A 19114-nucleotide genomic window follows, 5' to 3' on the forward strand; every position below is an offset into this window, starting at 1 on the left:
TTATAATTATCTCCATAAACATTTATCTACTTTTTATTTGAGTTAGTCTCATAACAAAAAAAGAGAATGCTTCCAACCTAGCATTCTCTTTTTACTTTTTAAATCATTCATTATTATTAATTTAACTTTATTAACTTTAAGCAGAAAGTAATTAAAGCTAAACTAAAATGAATATTAAACACCTTCCGCTACTTGTATTTGCGTTATTGGTAATTAATTGTAAAAACAAACCAAAACCTTATACCACTAATAAAAATACTGCATTTACATTAATACCAGAGAGCCACTCTAACATATCATTTACAAATACAGTTAAAGAAAACAAAACATTCAACTTTCTTAATTACACATACATTTATAATGGAGGTGGTGTAGCAGTTGGAGATATTAATAATGATGGCTTAGAAGATATTTACTTCACATCTAACCAAAACAGCAACAAACTATATCTTAACAAAGGAAATTTTGTTTTTGAAGATATCACTGAAACAGCCAATGTTAAAGATGATAAGGGCTGGACTACAGGGGTTACTATGGTTGATATTAATAATGACGGTTGGTTAGATATTTATGTATGCAAATCGGGCTCATTAAAAAATGAATACCTAAGAAAAAACAAACTTTACATAAACCAAAAAAACAACACTTTTAAAGAAGAAGCAGCTAAATACAGGTTAAATAGCAGTAGTTTTTCTACTCAAGCCTATTTTTTTGATTATGACAGAGATGATGATTTAGATGTTTACATAGTAAATCACAGAATAGATTTTAATTCTGAAGAGCAATTAACATCTCAAAATATAAAAAGGCTATTGTTAAAAGATTCAGATCAACTATTAAGAAATGACAATGGCAGGTTTTATAGTGTTAATAGATCTGCCGGTATAGAGAATAATGCTTGGGGGCTTAGTGCCTCTATTGGAGACTTTAACAATGATGGTTGGCCAGATATTTATGTAGCTAATGATTTTTGGGAACCAGATTTTCTTTACTTAAACAATAAAAACGGAACATTTACTGATGATATTTTAAATAGGTTTAAACATATTTCTACAAACAGTATGGGATCAGACTTTGCCGATGTAAACAACGACTTATTACCTGATTTAGTTGTTTTAGATATGCTTGCTGCAGATCGTAAACGTGGTAAAGAAAACATGGCAACAATGAATGTTGCTAATTTTAATGTAATGGTAGAAAATGGCTTTCATCATCAGTACATGTCTAACACCTTACAACTAAACACACAACAAGGCCTATACAGTGAAATTGGGCAATTTGCAGGTATTGCTAAAACAGACTGGAGTTGGGCGCCCTTACTTACCGATTTTAATAACGATGGTTACAACGATTTGTTTGTTACCAATGGCATAAAACATGATATAAGCAATCAAGATTTTAGAAAAACTTTTAGGAAAAAATTTAAAAAAGGAGATATTAAAAGTTTAGATGAAGCCCTTAGCATGCTACCATCAACCAAACTAGCAAACTACATGTTTATAAACAATAAAGATTACACCTTTAATGATGTTTCATCTAGTTATGGTTTTGGTGAAAAAGTAAATTCAAACGGAGCTGCTTATGCTGACTTAGATAATGATGGTGATTTAGATTTAATTATTAACAACCAATCAAGCCCTGCTTCAATTTATAGAAACAATACCAAAAATAATTATTTAAAAGTAAAGTTTGAAGGCCCAAAAAACAATATAAATGCTATTGGCACCAAAGTAATTGTTTACAGTAAAAACAATAAACAATTAAAAGAACAATATCCCAGTAGAGGGTTTCAGTCATCAATTAGCTACACATTAAATTTTGGGTTAGGCAAATTAAAAACTATTGACAGTTTAAAAGTAATTTGGAATAACACAAACACACAAACACTAAAAAACGTAAAAGCAAATAACACTTTGCTACTTTCTTTTAAAAATGCCAAAAAAGAAACACTTAAGCCAACCAAAATTAATGATGTTTTTAAAACAATTCCTTCTGAAACTATTGGAATTACTTATAAACACAAACAAGTAAATTTTAATGATTTTAAACTTCAGGTATTACTTCCGCAAAAACAATCAACCATAGATAAGGCTTTAGCTGTTGCCGATGTAAATAATGATGGATTTGATGATATTTTTATAGGAAACACCACAGGATTTCCAGCCGAACTTTACATTCAAAATGAAAACGGAATTTTTAACAAAACAAATCAACCTCAATTTATAAAGGATAAAGCTTTTAATGACAATAATGCCAAATTCTTTGATGCTGATAATGATGGTGATTTAGATATATATGTATCATCTGGAAATTACTGCCAACCCAAAAACAGTAAACTATTACAAGACAGATTGTATATAAATAATGGTGAAGGTTTATTTAAAAAAGGGTTGCTTCCTAAAATGCTTACCGTTACAAAAGCTATTGCTATTGATGATTTTGATAACGATGGTGATTTTGATGTATTTGTTGGAGGACGCGTTATACCTGGAGAGTACCCAAAAATTCCACAGTCATATTTATTAGAAAATAAAAATGGTTCTTTTGTAAATGTAATAGATAATCTAGCTGAAGATGCAAAACATACTGGCTTAGTTAATGATGCCATATTTTCCGATTATGATAACGATGGTGATAACGATTTAATTGTAGTTGGAGAATGGATGCCAATAACAGTATTTAACAATAATAATGGCCGTTTCACTAAACACAATATAAACTCTGAAAATGGTTGGTACCAAACTATAAAAGCTTTTGATTTTGACAATGATGGTGATGATGATTACCTAGTAGGTAACTTTGGTGAGAACAATAAATTTCATCCATCAAAAAAATCACCTCTTCACATCTATGCAAATAATTTTGACGATAACAACAGTTATGATTTTGCTTTAAGTAAAACTTCACAGGGTCAACTATACCCTATTAGAGGTAAAGAATGCTCAACTGAACAAACACCATTTTTAAAAGAAAAAATTGAAACCTATAAACAATTTGCTAATTCAAATCTTTTTGACGTTTATGGCAAAGAAACTTTAGAAAGCGCCCTTCATCTTGAAGCCACAAGTTTTAGTTCATATTTTATTGAGAATAATAATGGTAATTTAGAGTTTACAAAACTACCAAACAAGGCACAATTTGCCCCAACATCAGATGCTGAATTTATTGACATAAACAATGATAAAACACCTGAAATAATAGGTATTGGCGGTGTTTACAACGCAGAGGTTGAAACCATTAGGTATGATGCCAGCAAAGGCTATATACTTTCAAAAAAGGGCACCAATTCATTAAATGCTTTATACCCAAATACAGTAATTAACAATAATGATGCTTTGGCTATTGAAAAAATTACAATTAAAGGGAAAACACACTTACTTATATTAAACGCCAATGAACCATTATCAATCATAACATTTAATTAATAAAAAAACCCTGTTAGAAATCTAACAGGGTTTTAATATTATATTTGAAACAATTGTTATTAAAGTTCTAAAGCTTTTTTAACATCGTTATTCATTAATATTTCAATTGGATTTTCTAAAGCTTCTTTAACAGCCACTAAAAACCCAACACTTTCTTTACCATCAATAATTCTATGGTCATAAGATAATGCCACGTACATAATTGGTCTAATTTCCACTTTACCATCAACAGCAACTGGGCGCTCAACAATATTGTGCATACCTAAAATACCACTTTGCGGTGGGTTAATTATTGGTGTAGATAACATACTACCAAACACACCACCGTTGGTGATTGTAAAAGTACCACCTGTCATTTCATCAACCGTAATTTGGCCATCTCTGGCGCGTAAAGCTAAACGCTTAACTTCAGACTCTACACCTCTAAAACTTAAGTTTTCAGCATTTCTAATAACCGGTACCATTAATCCTTTTGGGCCAGAAACTGCTATACTAATATCACAAAAATCATATGATAACATTTCTTTACCATCTATCATAGAATTTACTGCCGGATACATTTTTAATGCACGCACAACAGCTAGTGTAAAGAAACTCATAAACCCTAAACTAACGCCATGTTTAGCTTTAAAGGTTTCTTTATATTCACTTCTTAAAGCAAATATTGGAGACATATCAACTTCGTTAAACGTTGTTAACATAGCCGTTGTGTTTTTAGCTTCTACTAAACGCTCTGCCACTTTACGGCGTAACATAGACATTTTACTTCTTGAGGTGCCACGGCTACCACCGGTTGGTGTTCCCATTGATGGTACTGCTTTAATTGCATCGTCTTTTGTTACTCTACCATCTTTACCTGTACCTTTTATAGAACCTGCTTCCATTCCTTTTTCGGCTAAAATCTTTTTAGCAGCAGGACTTGCTGTTCCGGTAGCATAAGTTTCTGTTTTTGCTGGCTCAGTTTTTTTAACTTCAGCCTTAGGTGCTTCTTCTTTAGTTTCTGCTTTTGGCGCTTCGCCTCCTTTAGGTTTTTCTGCACTTGTATCTATTAAGCAAACAACGGCTCCAACTTCAACAGCATCACCTTCTTCTGCTTTCAGTGTTATAGTACCACTAACCTCTGCAGGAAGTTCTAGTGTTGCTTTATCACTATCTACTTCTGCAATAGCTTGGTCTTTTTCAACATAATCTCCATCTTCTACTAACCAAGTTGCTATTTCTACCTCTGTAATAGATTCTCCTGGTGATGGTACTTTCATTTCTAAAATCATCTTGTAATAATTTTAATTGTAAATTTTTTCTTTTTTAATTTTTATATACTGAAAACGTCTTCTATAACTTTACGTTGTCTTGCTTTGTCTCTAGCGCTTGAACCGGGCGCTGGTACCGAATTGTATGGTCTTGAACACACTTCTAATTTTACTAAATCTAAACGCTGTGCTATGTGCCCCCAAGCCCCCATGTTTTTAGGTTCTTCTTGTGCCCAAATATACGTTTCTACATTTGAGTAACGGTTTATTATTGACTGAATTTTATCAGTATGAAGCGGGAATAATTGCTCTATTCTAACAATAGCAACATCGTTTCTGTTATGTGTTTCTCTTTCTTCTAATAATTCATAATAGAATTTACCTGTACAGAAAACTAGTTTTTTTACTGTTTCTGGGTTTATAGTATCATCAATTACTTCTTGGAATGTTCCGTTAGCTAAATCTTTTATAGACGAAACTGCTTTTGGGTGCCTTAGTAAACTTTTGGGCGTGAATACAATTAATGGTTTACGGTAATCGCGCTTCATTTGCCTGCGTAACAAATGGAAGAAATTTGCTGGTGTTGTACAATCGGCCACAATCATATTATCATTAGCACATAATTGTAAGTAGCGCTCCATTCTTGCTGATGAGTGCTCTGAGCCTTGACCTTCATAACCGTGTGGTAACAACACTACTACACCGTTTTGTGCTTTCCATTTATCTTCGGCAGCACTTAAATACTGATCAAAAATAATTTGTGCACCATTACTAAAATCTCCAAACTGTGCTTCCCAAATGGTTAATGTGTTTGGGTTTGCCATGGCGTAACCATAATCAAAACCTAATACACCGTATTCTGATAAGAACGAATTGTAAATGTACATTTCGCCTTTATTATTTGGGTTTGTATTTAATAAATTGATGCGTTCTTCGGAAATTTCATCACGTAAAATAGCGTGACGGTGACTAAAGGTACCTCGCTCAACATCTTGCCCTGAAATTCTAACATTAAAACCTTCTTCAAGTAAGCTTCCGTATGCTAAAGTTTCAGCCATTCCCCAATCTAAAGTATCAGTTTCAAAAACCATTTTTTCTCTACCTTGAAGAATACGTTCTGCTTTACGTAAAAACTTAACACCTTCGGGCACTGTTGAAACGACTTTTGAAATGTGTTTTAAATTATCTTCGGCATATGCTGTGTTTGTTTCTTGCAACATAGCATCTAGACCACGGCGTGTAAAGTCTGTCCAGCGTTCTTGCATAAACTCACGTACTTTTGAAGCATCAGCTTCTTTGGCTTTTGTGTATTCACTTTCTAAACGCTCTTTAAATTCGGCTACAATACCTTCAGAGTACGCTTTATCAATAGTTCCTTCAGCTATTAACTTATCAACATAAATTTTAAGCGGATTAGGGTGTTTTGCTATGTTTTTATATAGTTTTGGTTGAGTAAATCTTGGCTCATCACCTTCATTGTGCCCGTATTTTCTGTATCCCAGTAAATCTATATATACATCTTTTTTGAAACGCATTCTGTAATCTAACGCCATTTCAATTGCATGCGCTACAGCTTCGGCATCATCAGCATTTACGTGCATTACTGGTGATAATGTAACCTTTGCAACATCAGTACAATATGTACTTGAGCGGGCATCTAGATAGTTTGTTGTAAATCCTATTTGGTTATTCACAACAATATGAATGGTACCGCCGGTTTTGTACCCGTTTAGCTTGCTCATTTGGGCTACCTCATACACAATACCTTGGCCTGCAATGGCGGCATCACCGTGTACTAAAATTGGCAGAATTTTAGAGTCATCGCCGTTATAATCGTTATCTATTTTAGCGCGTGTTATACCTTCGGCAACTGGACCAACAGTTTCTAAGTGCGAAGGATTAGGCACTAAATTCATTTTTATATTTTTACCGTTTTGGTAGGTTTTATTTAAGGTTAAACCTAGGTGGTATTTTACATCACCATCAATATTTTGATCTTCAAAATCTTTACCTTCAAACTCGCTAAAAAGTTCGTGTAATGGTTTTCTAAAAATATTTACTAGTGTGCTTAACCTACCACGGTGTGCCATACCTAATACACACTCTTTAACACCGTATTTTTCAACAGCATTGTATAGCGCATTACTAATTGCTGGTATTAACGATTCGCCTCCTTCTAAAGAAAAACGTTTTTGCCCAACATATTTGGTTTGTAAAAAGTTTTCAAAATTTACAGCTTGGTTTAGTTTTGAAAGAATATACTTTTTGGTATCGGCTGAATATTGTGGGTGATTATCGTTAACATTTAACTTGTCTTGCCACCACTTAATAACCTCAGGGTTACGCAAATACATGTATTCAACACCAATAGAATCACAATAAATTAATTCAAGGTGTTTTAGTATTTCACGAAGTGTTTGTGCTTTTAAACCTAAAACTTCACCGGCATTAAAAACGGTATCTAAATCGTTTTCGGAAAGTCCGAAATTGTGAAGCTCTAAAGTTGGTTTGTAAGTACGTCTTTCTCTAACAGGGTTTGTTTTAGTAAACAAGTGCCCGCGCATTCTGTAACCATCAATAAGTTTAACAACTTGAAACTCTTTTTGAAGTTGCTCTGGCATTTGGGTAGAAACACCTTCAAGTATTTCGCCGTTTAAACCATAGCTTTCGCTACCAAAATCATACCCTTGAAAGAAAGCTCTCCAACTAGGTTCTACACTATCTGGGTTTTGTAAATATTGCTCATACAAATCGGCAAAATAAGCCGTGTGAGCTGCATTTAAAAAGGAATATCTGTCCATTATTTTTTTATCCTAACTCGTCTTAAAAAACATTCATCAAAAATACAACTTTTATAAAAATTAAGTCTTTCTTTTAAAATATTTAAAAGCTATACAACTACTTTTAACAATTACATCCTATAAATTGTTAATTATTCAATCTTTTTCAATGGTTTTTAGTAAAAATTACATATTTACCAAGAGAATTGACAAATTACGCAATAATAATTTTAAATTTTAACAAATAGAACAAACTATCCTTTAACAGTCTTCTAACATTTTAAATTGACATTTATCATAATTTTTAGTTTTTTATGTTTTTAAATTTGCTAGAAAACCAGCAAGTAGCTTATGAAATCTTCACTTAAAATACTTTTTTTTATTTGCTTAACCTTTTTAGCTTGTAAAGAGAACCAACAAGAAAAAAACGGTTTTAGCTACCAAGAAAAAAAAACTGAAACTACCAATGCTAATATTAAGAAAGAAGACGTTGGTTTACCACCATCAAAACAAGTACATTTAAACAACAAAGGTATAGGGCCTGTTAGCAATGTTACACTTCAAAATAATATAGACCAAACCATGGCTGCACATGGCAAAGAGCGTTTTAAAAAGCTTTGTGCCGCTTGCCATAGAATTGACAAAAAGTTTATTGGTCCGGCACCAAAAGATGTTTTAAAACGACGCTCACCAGAATGGGTTATGAACTTTTTGCTTAACCCTATTGAAATGATTGAAAAAGACACACTTGCAAAAGCGTTATTTAATGAGTTTGAAGGTACTATTATGCCAAAGCAAGATGTAACCGAAGCTGATGCCAGAGCCATTTTAGAATATTTTAGAACGCTGTAATTTTAATACTTATTACGAAACCACACTTTTTGCCATTCGCGTTTTAGAATTAGAAACGCTACATCTTCGGCTAGTTTTACAACATCATCACCTTGTAAAGCTTTCACGGCTTTTTCAGATACATCAACTATATAAAGTAGATTTAGGTAATCGGCAAATTTTTCTTGTATTAGTTTGTAAACAGTTTCATGCAACATAATTTTTAAACTTGAAGGCAAGATATCTTCATGAAAATCTAAATCTATATTAGCATATAAAAAATCTTTATTAAGCTGATTTATAAGATTTTTGTACAAATTTAAGCTATGAGCTTCTTCTATTAAATTATCAAATGATGTTGGCAGTTGCATTACACGTTACGGCGCATTAGGTTGTTACCAAAAGTTTTTAGTAGTTGTTTTTTTTCTTCTGAAATGTTTAACGTTTCTAAAACTTCAAAAGCTTTATTGGTGTAATTTTCTACTGCTTGAAGCGTTGCTTTGGCTGCTCCAGTAGATTTAAACAACTCTTTAACAACAAATATTTTTTCTTCGGTTTTTGTGGTTTCGGTGTTAAATAATTGAATGAGCCTTTGTTTTTCATTAGCATCGGCAAACTCTAAAGCTTTTAAATACAAATAGGTTTTTTTGTTTTCAATAATATCACCTCCAACTTGTTTGCCAAAGGTTTCTGGGTTTCCAAAGGCATCTAAATAATCATCTTGTAACTGAAACGCAATACCCAAATTTTGGCCAAACTTATAAATACTTTGTTGGTTCTTAACATCTGCTTTAGCAATAATTGCTCCCATTTGCATTGCAGCTGCCACTAATACCGCCGTTTTATATTCAATCATTGTTAAATATTCTGCAATGGTTACATCGTTTCTCGTTTCAAAATCTACATCATATTGCTGGCCTTCGCAAACTTGCAATGCGGTTTTGCTAAATAATTTTGTAAGTGCTTTAAAAGTACCATCATCATAACCTTCAAAAAGCTGGTAAGCTAAAATTAGCATAGCATCACCAGACAAAATACCAGTATTTATATTCCATTTTTCATGTACGGTTACTTTACCTCTTCGTAAAGGCGCATCATCCATAATATCATCATGCACTAGTGTGAAATTATGAAACACCTCAACAGCCATAGCAGCTTTTAAAGCTTTATGGTAATTGCCATTAAAAATATCGGTACACATAAGCGTTAAAACGGGTCTTAAGCGTTTACCGCCCAACCCTAAAATATAGTTTACCGGATTGTATAAACCTGCAGGTTGCTTTTCAAAACTATTCGATTTTAAATAATTTAAAAAAGCTTCTTGGTATTTTTCTATTGATAACATGCAACAAAAATAAATTAATTAGCCGTATTAAATACACTTAAGGTAAAGTTAGTGTTAAAAAAAAGTAAAACTTAGGAAACTTTTTTTGTTTTTTAAGTTTCCTAAAGTATTTTTGCGCCACTTATGAGAGAAAAAATTATAGATAAAGCCACAAATTTGTTTTTAACACTTGGTTTTAAAAGCGTTACAATGGATGATATTGCTAATGAAATGGGCATATCAAAAAAAACCATTTACGTACATTTTGCCAATAAAACCAGATTGGTTGAAGCCGTAACGTTTTCGGTGTTTGAAAATATTTGCCAAGGTATTGATGGTATTTATAACACATCGGCCAACCCAATTGAAGAGCTATACGATATTAAATTATTTGTTTTACAGCATTTAAAAAACGAAAAAACTTCACCACAATACCAATTAAAAAAATACTATGTTAATATTTTTAATCAGTTAAAAGTTAAACAGTTTAACAAAATGTTTGGCTCTGTAAAAAACAGCCTTGAAAAAGGTGTAAAAACAGGATTATTTAGAGATAGCATTAACATAGATTTTATTGCAAGAATGTACTACAACGGTATGATGGGTATAAAAGACGAAACGCTTTTTCCTTCAACAGAATATGACATGGAGTACCTTATTGAAAGCTATTTAGAGTACCACTTAAGAGCCATTGTTACAAGCAAAGGTTTTGAAATATTAAACAAATACATAAAGTCAAATCAATCATAAAAACATGAAAAACCAGTTCGTAATATTTTTTAGTTTTCTATGTGCATATGGCGTTTTTGCCCAAGAAAACAAACATAGTTTTTCTTTGCAAGAAGCCATAAATTATGCTTTAGAAAACAACCGAACCATTAAAAATGCTGAACTTGATGTTTTAGCAGCTAAACAACAAGTTTGGGAAACTACCGCACGCGGTTTACCTCAAATTAATGGTAAAGTAGATTATTCTATTAACATAAAAACTCCTTTTGATATTAATAGCTTACCTGAAGATGATCCTTTTAGGTTTCTATTTCCAAAGCATAATGTAACACCAAGCATCACTTTAAACCAGTTACTTTTTGATGGCGGCTACATTGTTGGTTTACAATCTAACAAAGTATTTTTAGAAATATCAAAAAATGCTAAAAACAAAACCATAAACACTATAGAAAACAATGTAGTTAGTGCTTACAACAACGCTTTACTAACTAAAGAGAGTATTGTTATTACCAAAAACAACATCAATGTTTTAACTGAAAACTTAAACGAAACTCAAAAAATATTTGAAAATGGTTTAACCGAAGAAGAAGATATTGAACAACTACAACTAACCCTATCTAGCTTAGAAAACAACCTACGAAGTTTAGAAACTTTGTTTGATATTTCAAAAGGTTATTTAAAAATATTATTAGGTATTAACCAAAACGAAACAATATCACTTACAGATACTTTAGATAATTTAGTAATAGAAAATATAGCATTAAACTTAATTAGTGATACGCACCAAGTAAGCAATAATATTGATTATAAAATAGCTTTAAATGATGTAGAAAGTAAACGATTAGAGTATAAACTAGAAAAATCTGAACAACTACCAAAGCTAAACGCCTATGTTACTTCCAATTATTTAGGTTACAGCAATTCATTTTCAAACTACTTTAAACCAGAGCAAGAATGGTTATTTACAACCGCCGGTGGTGTAACGCTAACAGTGCCAATTTTCACATCGTTTGGAGGTAAAGCCCGAAGAGAACGCGCAAAAATTCAATGGGATATAGCCAAAAACAATTTAATTGATACTGAAAACCAATTGGCTATTGAATTTAAAAATGCAAAAAACGATTACCAATTAGCTATAGACACCTATAACAACAAACAAAAAAACCTAAAGCTTGCCGAAAAAATAGAACGCAAAAACACCATAAAATACAAAGAAGGTATTGCTAGTAGCTTTGATTTAAGACAAGCACAAACGCAGCTTTACGCTAGCCAACAAGAGTACTTACAAGCTATTATTGATGTAATTAACAAAAAAGCAACACTAAAAAACTTATTAAACCTAAAACAATAACCCATCATGAAATATATTTATTTAACCGTATTTAGCGCCATAATATTAACATCTTGTGGTGGAGATAAAAAACAATCTGTTGAAGATGTTATTGCTTCAAAAAACTTAGAACTTATAAGAAAAAAGAAAAACGAACTTGATGCTGCTGCTCAAGAAATTTCGGCGCAATTAAAACAACTTGAAAAAGAAATTAAAGTTTTAGATCCGTTAGAAAAATTACCGTTAATAACAACCTTTACAGCAAAAGAAACCGTTTTTAACCACTTTGTTGAATTACAAGGCAACGTTAGCACAAAACAAAACGTGGTTATTTACCCTGAATATTCTGGATTACTTACCAAAGTATACGTAAAAGACGGACAAAAAGTTAGCAAAGGGCAAATATTAGCTAAAATTGACGATGGCGGCTTAAGCCAACAATTAGCCCAATTAAAAATTCAAACAGATTTAGCCAAAACTACCTTTGAGCGACAAGAAAGACTTTGGAATCAAAAAATAGGTAGTGAAATTCAATATTTACAAGCAAAATCGGCTTTCGAAGCGCAAGAACAAGCCGTTAGCCAACTACAGCAACAAGTAGGCAAAACACTAGTTAGAGCACCTTTTACAGGCACAATTGATGATGTAATTACTGAAGAAGGTACCGTTGTAGCCCCAGGGCAGTCAATGCTTTTCAGAATTGTAAACCTACAAGATATGTATATTGAAACTGATGTGCCAGAACGCTACATTTCAAACGTTGTGCCTGGTAAAAATGTAGAAGTAGAGTTTCCTATTTTAGGCACAACCATTGATGCTAAAATTCGTCAAGCAGGAAATTTTATCAATCCCGCTAACCGAACTTTTAAAGCTGAAGTTGCCATAAAAAACAAAGACAACAACATAAAACCCAACCTTACTGCAAAATTAAAGGTGAATGATTACACCAGCGAAAACGCCATTTTAATTAAACAAAGTATTATTTCTGAAAACGCTGAAGGCGAACAATACGTTTACATTATTTCAGATAAAAAAGATGCTATGGCAAAAGCAAAACGTGTAATAATTAAAACCGGCAAAACACAAGGTGATAATATTGAAGTACTTTCTGGCTTAAAAAGCGGCGATGAAATTATTGATGAAGGCGCAAGAAGTGTAAAAGACGGGCAGGATGTAAAAATTCTATCTATTTAAGCCTAAATTCAAAAAACGTCTAAAAACCATAGACCAATGACAAAAAAGAAAAACAACAAACAAGTAGATAAAGAATTTGGGTTATCATCTTGGGCTATAAACAACAAAACAACCATGTATGTTTTAATTGCACTCATTCTATTTTTAGGTGCAAGCGCATACTTTAGCATGCCTAGAGAAAATTTCCCTGAAATTAAAGAAACTAAAATATACATTAGTTCTATATACCCTGGAAATACTGCCGAAGATATTGAAAAACTAATAACAGACCCTATTGAAGATAAGCTAAAAACTGTTAGTAATGTTATTGAAATAACCTCAACATCACAGGAAGATTACTCAATAGTTGTAGTTGAATTTGATGAAAAAATAAGTGTTGAAGCAGCAAAACAAAAGGTAAAAGACGAGGTAGATTCTGAAACTGCAGGCGAAGATTGGCCAACATTTAACGGCGCTAAGGTAGAGCCCAATGTGTTCGATTTAAGTATGTCTGAAGAAATACCCATTTTAAATATTAACATTTCTGGAGATTACCCTGTTGGTAAACTAAAAGAATTTGGCGAGTATTTAGAAGACGAAATTGAAAGTTTACTAGAAATTAAACAAGTTGATATTCGTGGGGCACAAGAAAAAGAAGTTGAAGTAGCTGTTGATATTTACAAAATGATGGCAGCACAAGTAAGCTTTGATGATATAATAAACACCATTAACAGAGAAAACGTAACCATGTCTGCCGGTAACTTAATTAGCAGTGGCCAGCGCAGAACCATTAGAATTATTGGTGAAATTGAAAACCCAAGCGAATTAGAAAACTTTGTTGTAAAATCTGAAAACAACAACGCTATTTACCTAAAAGATGTAGCTAAAGTAAGTTTTAAAGACGAAGACAAAACCACTTACGCCCGCGAGTTTGGTCATGAAGTTGTAATGCTAGATGTTAAAAAACGTGCCGGTGAAAACATGGTAGATGCCGCCGAAAAAATTCGTGTTATAGTTGATGATGCCATTGAAAACGTATTCCCACCAGATTTAACCGTAACCATTGCTAACGATCAATCATCAAAAACCATTGGTCAAGTTGATGATTTAGTAAACAACATCATATTTGGTATTATACTGGTTGTAACCGTTTTAATGTTCTTTTTAGGCTTTAAAAACGCACTATTTGTTGGTTTTGCAATACCAATGTCTATGTTCATGTCTTTAATGATTTTGAATATGTTTGGCTACACCATGAATACCATGATATTATTTGGTTTAATTATGGGCTTAGGTATGCTAGTAGATAATGGTATTGTAGTTGTTGAAAACGTATACCGTTTAATGGATGAAGAAGGTATGGGCAGAGTTGAAGCCGCCAAAAAAGGTATTGGCGAAATAGCATTTCCTATCATTATTTCAACAGCAACAACCGTGGCAGCATTTATTCCGTTAGGCTTATGGCCGGGTGTTATGGGACAATTCATGATATATTTCCCCATAACATTATCTGTTGTTTTAGGCTCGTCATTATTTGTTGCCATCTTTTTCAACTCGGTTATGGTATCTGAATTCATGACAACAGAAGATAAAGACATGCCGCTAAAAAATATCATAAAAATATCAGCCATTGTTGGCGGCATTGGCTTACTAATATTAATTTTTGGCGGTGCATACCGTGGCCTTGGCACTTTAATGATTGTTACCGTAATTATGCTATGGTTTTACCGTTTGTTATTAAGAAATTGGGCAAATGCATTTCAAAATAAAATACTACCGGTTTGGGAACGTTGGTATGAAAAATCATTACGTTTTGCCTTAAGCGGAAAAAAACCTGTAATTATAGCTGTTGGCACATTTGTACTGTTAATTATTGCCTTTATGGGTTTTGGAGCTTCTGTAGGAAGTCAACGTACAAAAGTTGAGTTTTTCCCTGACAATACACCAAACCAAATTATAGTTTATATTGAATATCCTGAAGGTACCGATATTAAAAAAACTAACGCTATTACAAAAGAAATAGAGCAACGTGTTTATGCAATTATAAACCAAGATGCTTATATGAATGGCGATTTTAATTTTTTAACTGAAAGTGCTGTATCACAAGTTGGCGAAGGTGCTGGAAACCCACAAACCGATGGTGGTTCGCAAGCCGAAATGCCTCACCGTGGTAAAATTACAGCTACCATGCGCGAGTACAAATTTAGAGATGGCGCAGATAGTAATGTGCTGCTTAAAAAAGTACAAGAAAACTTAAAAGATATTTATCCGGGTGTTGCTATTTCTGTTGAAAAAGATGCAGTTGGTCCGCCTGCTGGTTACCCCATAAACGTTGAGCTTGAAGGCGAAGATTATGCAGAATTAATTACAACTGCCGAAAAAATGCGCGATTTCATCAACACTAAAAATATTCAAGGTATTGATGAGCTTAAAATTGATGTAAACAAATCTAAACCATCAATGCAAGTAACCATTGACAGAAAAAAAGCAGGTGAATTAGGTGTAAATGCCGGACAAGTAGGCCAACAATTACGTAATTCTATCTTTGGTGCCAAAGCAGGCATTTACAAAAAAGACGGTGAAGATTATGATATTTACGTGCGTTTTAATGAAGAAAACCGTTATAACACCAGCGCGCTTTTTAATCAGAAAATAACGTTTAGAGACATGGCTTCTGGCCAGATTAAAGAAATACCCGTTTCAACCGTAGCTAAACAAAGCAATAGCTCTGGTTTTAGCGCCATTAAGCATAAAGATGTTAAGCGCGTTGTAACGCTTTATTCGGCATTAGCTCCTGGTTATACTGATGCTGCTGCCATTGTTTCAAAAATACAAGATGAAATGGATGGTTTTACTGAAAAACCTGATGACGTTAAAATAGATTACACTGGGCAAATTGAAGAACAAAATAAACAAATGGCCTTTTTAATGGGTGCATTTTTCACAGGGCTTGGTTTAATATTCTTCATATTAATATTTCAGTTTAACTCCATCTCAAAACCGGGTATTATTATGCTAGCCATATTTTTAAGTTTAATTGGTGTATTTGGTGGTATTGTTGCTACAGGAAGCTCATTTGTAATTATGATGACCATGATGGGTATTATATCATTAGCCGGTATTGTTGTAAATAACGGTGTTGTTTTACTAGATTATACACAACTTTTAATTGATAGAAAAAAGGTAGCGCATGATTTAGAAGAAAACGCATACATACCTAACAACGAACTTTTAGAAGCTATTGTTAAAGGCGGTAAAGCGCGTTTACGCCCTGTATTATTAACGGCTATTACCACTATTTTAGGGCTTATACCATTAGCTACTGGTTTAAACATAAACTTCTTTACATTGTTTAGTGAATTTAATCCGCATATTTACATGGGTGGTGATAATGTTATTTTCTGGGGGCCATTAGCTTGGACCGTTATTTATGGATTATTTGTAGCAACATTTTTAACCCTTATTGTTGTGCCAATTTTATTTTACTTAGTAACTAAATTTAAAATGTGGTTATACAAAGACAGAGTATTTGAAGATTTAAACACAGAAAAACACGTGTTTAATATGGATAAAAGACTTGAAGATGCTTAATTAGCTCATACTTAAAAACAAAAAAAGCGGTGTAAAATACACCGCTTTTTTTTTGAAATAATATTAACTAAAACTTAAAAGTTAAACCAGCATTAATTGTTGTTCCATTAAAGCCAAATTGGTTTACTTCCCATGGGTATCTAAAACGTCCACCCAAATCTGTAACAACATCACCTTTTGTATCAATTTCATCAGGGTAAACATCTAATAAATTATTTGCAGTAATATTTGCCGATAACTTTTCACTAAAAGTGTAATTAACACCTAAATCTGTAATTACCTTTCCTGCAAATGTTTGATCTTTATCTATATCTGTAGCATGTTGCCACGTTACCTCACCAAAATAAGTGTTATTCAACATAAAGTTCCATTTATTTAACTCATAATTAAAACCTAATAAAATTTTAGATTTTGGTCTTGCTGAAATTATTCTAGATTGTTCTTTTCTGTTAAATATTTCATAGCCATTTGCTGCTAATAAAGCAGGCGTTTCTATATCTCCTTCAATTTTTGTTTCGTTAAAATTTGCAGAAAGTGTAGCTTCTAAAAAACCATTTCCTAGTTCAATGTTATTATAGTTAAGTACTACATCTACTCCTGTAGTAGATGTATTTACTGCATTTACAAAGAATTTTAAACTGGTAATAGAATTATCTAGCAACACTTGCTCTACAGGGTTTGTGGTTCCTGTATTGGAATCAAATCCAATTTCACCAGTAAATAAAACACGATCATCAACTTTTACGTTATAAAAATCTACTGATGCTGAAAAATTACTATCAAACTTATACGTTATACCTGCAGAAATATTTTTAGATGTTTCAGCTGTTAATTGTGGTACTCCTAAACCTTCTCTAATAACAGGATCTACATTATTAAAGGTTCCTTGATTAGAAATTGTTCCGCCTGAAACTAAGGTCTGAATATTACTTAAATAAATTTGATGAAGTGAAGGTGCTCTAAAACCAGTACTGTATGAACCCCTAACAGCACCTTTATCTCCTAATAAATATCTTGCATTTACTTTCCAAGAGGTGTTATCACCAAAATCACTAAAATCTTCATACCTTAAAGCAGCTCCAATTAAAAATGCCTCAGACACATCCCACTCTACATCACCATAAACACCAAAATTATCTCTTGTAGCTCTTACCTCATTTGATGGTTGTAGCCCTGGAAACGATTGTGCGCCTCCGCCAAAATAAGATTCAGATTGACCAGCTTTAGCCGTAAAACGTTCCCCTCTAACTTCTGCTCCAAATGCTAAATTAACTGCACCAAAACTTCTTGAAAAATCTAAATTAGCTAAAGTAGTGCTAAAAGTATAAGCTCCTACATCAAAAGAAGTTGGGCTATTAGCTCCTAAATCTGGGTTTAAACTATTATTAACTTCATAATCTACAGCGTTTCTTCCAAACGTTCCACTTATATCCATATTAAAACCAAACAACTCACTTCTTATACCTGCAGTCATATTATTATCTCTAATATCTGTTTCAAAAGTTGGTTGAAATCCTTGATATTCTGTTCCTGCCTCATGAAGCAAATTATGAGGGTCTTGCACCCAATACGGGGTTCTGTATAATGCGAAACTTTTTCCTTTTCTATAAGTTAGGCCTCCAAAAGTATAAAACTCACCTTTTCCATTGTTAAAAGGTAACTCACTGTTTAAAAACACGTCAAATTTTTTCAGTTCAGGCTGTCCTACTGTCATACCTAAATCTGGATTTTCAGATAACCATTGGCCCCAAGTAGGATCGTTAGCAGGCACTCCAAACAAATTATCTTCACCAGGTGTTCCTGCTCTGTTAGTTTCTTCTTGCTCATAGTAGCCTACAGTAATATTAAAAAACTCTCCATTATCACCGTTTATAGCGGTATTTAAATCTACACCAAAATTAAAACCATCGCCTTCAGTGGTAATGCCAGATTTAGCATTTACAGTTGTGTAGTCTACTCCTTTCTTTAACACCATATTAATTACACCCGCAATGGCATCTGAACCATATTGCGCAGAAGCTCCATCTCTTAAAACCTCAATTCTTTCAATGGCTGCTGCAGGAATACTTTTTAAATCTACACCTACTTCTCCTTTTCCTGGCGTATCATTTATGTAAACCAAAGCACTTTGGTTTTTTCTTTTACCATTAACCAAAACTAATGTTCTACTTGGCCCTAAACCTCTTAAATCTGCAGGATCAAAATGTGCTGTTGCGTCTGAAACTGTTTGGTTTGTTGAGTTAAATGAAGGCACTTTATATGTTAACATTTTATCTATAGTAGGTTGCCCTGTATTTGTAAGCTCATCAGCTCCAATATTATCTATTGGTACCGGAGAATCTAGTATTGTTCTTGGCTTAGCTCTATTACCTACCAAAACAACAGCATCTAACGCTACACCAGACTGTAGTGTAACATTTACAGTACTGCCTGAAACAGTAACTTCTTGAGTTTCATAACCCACATAAGAAAACACTAAAACGTCTCCTATGTTACATTTAATAATATAATTACCATCAAAATCTGATGTTGTTCCTGTGTTAGTACCTTTAACAATAACAGACACTCCCGGTACAGGACCAGTATCATCACTAACTTTTCCTTTTATTTCAGATTGAGCTAACGCAACATGTGTTGCCATTAAGAAAAAAATAAAAGCATTAATTTTTTTAATCATAATA

General features: G+C 33.0%; 11 protein-coding genes. 6 read left to right on the forward strand and 5 right to left on the reverse strand.

Features of this window, described 5'->3' with window-relative positions; translation table 11 throughout:
• The first annotated feature begins 167 nt into the window (after positions 1–167).
• A complete protein-coding gene (locus ACXAG4_RS04000; protein ID WP_475294776.1) occupies positions 168–3425 on the forward strand; it encodes a VCBS repeat-containing protein in 3258 nt (1085 codons plus the stop codon).
• Positions 3426–3484: 59 nt separating this feature from the next.
• Here the strand turns inward: ACXAG4_RS04000 and odhB are convergent, their stop codons facing one another.
• Together odhB and ACXAG4_RS04010 are read right to left on the reverse strand one after the other, a co-directional pair.
• Positions 3485–4696: a 2-oxoglutarate dehydrogenase complex dihydrolipoyllysine-residue succinyltransferase gene (gene odhB / locus ACXAG4_RS04005; RefSeq protein ID WP_475294777.1), complete on the reverse strand. Its 1212-nt coding sequence runs from the start codon at positions 4694–4696 to the stop codon at positions 3485–3487.
• 41 nt (positions 4697–4737) lie between these two features.
• Complete coding sequence (locus tag ACXAG4_RS04010; protein WP_475294778.1) at positions 4738–7476, reverse strand: 2-oxoglutarate dehydrogenase E1 component; 2739 nt, start codon at positions 7474–7476, stop codon at positions 4738–4740.
• A gap of 330 nt (positions 7477–7806) precedes the next feature.
• Between ACXAG4_RS04010 and ACXAG4_RS04015 the strand changes: the two genes are divergently transcribed.
• Positions 7807–8307, forward strand: a complete 501-nt coding sequence (locus ACXAG4_RS04015; protein WP_475294779.1) for a c-type cytochrome — start codon at positions 7807–7809, stop codon at positions 8305–8307.
• Between the two features lie 2 nt (positions 8308–8309).
• Here the strand turns inward: ACXAG4_RS04015 and ACXAG4_RS04020 are convergent, their stop codons facing one another.
• Positions 8310–8657, reverse strand: a complete 348-nt coding sequence (locus ACXAG4_RS04020) for a hypothetical protein (RefSeq protein WP_475294780.1) — start codon at positions 8655–8657, stop codon at positions 8310–8312.
• Positions 8657–9631: a polyprenyl synthetase family protein gene (locus tag ACXAG4_RS04025; RefSeq protein ID WP_475294781.1), complete on the reverse strand. Its 975-nt coding sequence runs from the start codon at positions 9629–9631 to the stop codon at positions 8657–8659. The genes ACXAG4_RS04020 and ACXAG4_RS04025 overlap by 1 nt, the downstream gene beginning before the upstream one ends.
• 123 nt (positions 9632–9754) lie before the next feature.
• On the opposite strand from ACXAG4_RS04025, the gene ACXAG4_RS04030 reads away from it, so the two are divergent.
• Genes ACXAG4_RS04030 through ACXAG4_RS04045 form a run of 4 tightly spaced genes read left to right on the forward strand, consistent with a single transcriptional unit; the run spans position 9755 to position 16433 of the window.
• On the forward strand, positions 9755–10360 hold the full coding sequence (locus ACXAG4_RS04030) for a TetR/AcrR family transcriptional regulator (protein ID WP_475294782.1): 606 nt from the start codon (positions 9755–9757) through the stop codon (positions 10358–10360).
• A 4-nt stretch (positions 10361–10364) separates the two neighbouring features.
• On the forward strand, positions 10365–11690 hold the full coding sequence (locus ACXAG4_RS04035; RefSeq protein WP_475294783.1) for a TolC family protein: 1326 nt from the start codon (positions 10365–10367) through the stop codon (positions 11688–11690).
• A gap of 6 nt (positions 11691–11696) precedes the next feature.
• Positions 11697–12863 (forward strand): efflux RND transporter periplasmic adaptor subunit, encoded by a 1167-nt coding sequence (locus ACXAG4_RS04040; protein ID WP_475294784.1) that lies wholly within the window; start codon positions 11697–11699, stop codon positions 12861–12863.
• 36 nt (positions 12864–12899) lie between these two features.
• Positions 12900–16433, forward strand: a complete 3534-nt coding sequence (locus ACXAG4_RS04045) for an efflux RND transporter permease subunit (RefSeq protein WP_475294785.1) — start codon at positions 12900–12902, stop codon at positions 16431–16433.
• 67 nt (positions 16434–16500) lie between these two features.
• Here ACXAG4_RS04045 and ACXAG4_RS04050 read toward each other — a convergent pair whose 3' ends face one another.
• Entirely contained in the window at positions 16501–19110 is a 2610-nt protein-coding gene (locus ACXAG4_RS04050) for a TonB-dependent receptor (RefSeq protein WP_475294786.1), read from the reverse strand.
• Positions 19111–19114: the final 4 nt, after the last annotated feature.

Source organism: Seonamhaeicola sp. ABD4_175 (genome assembly GCF_056160885.1).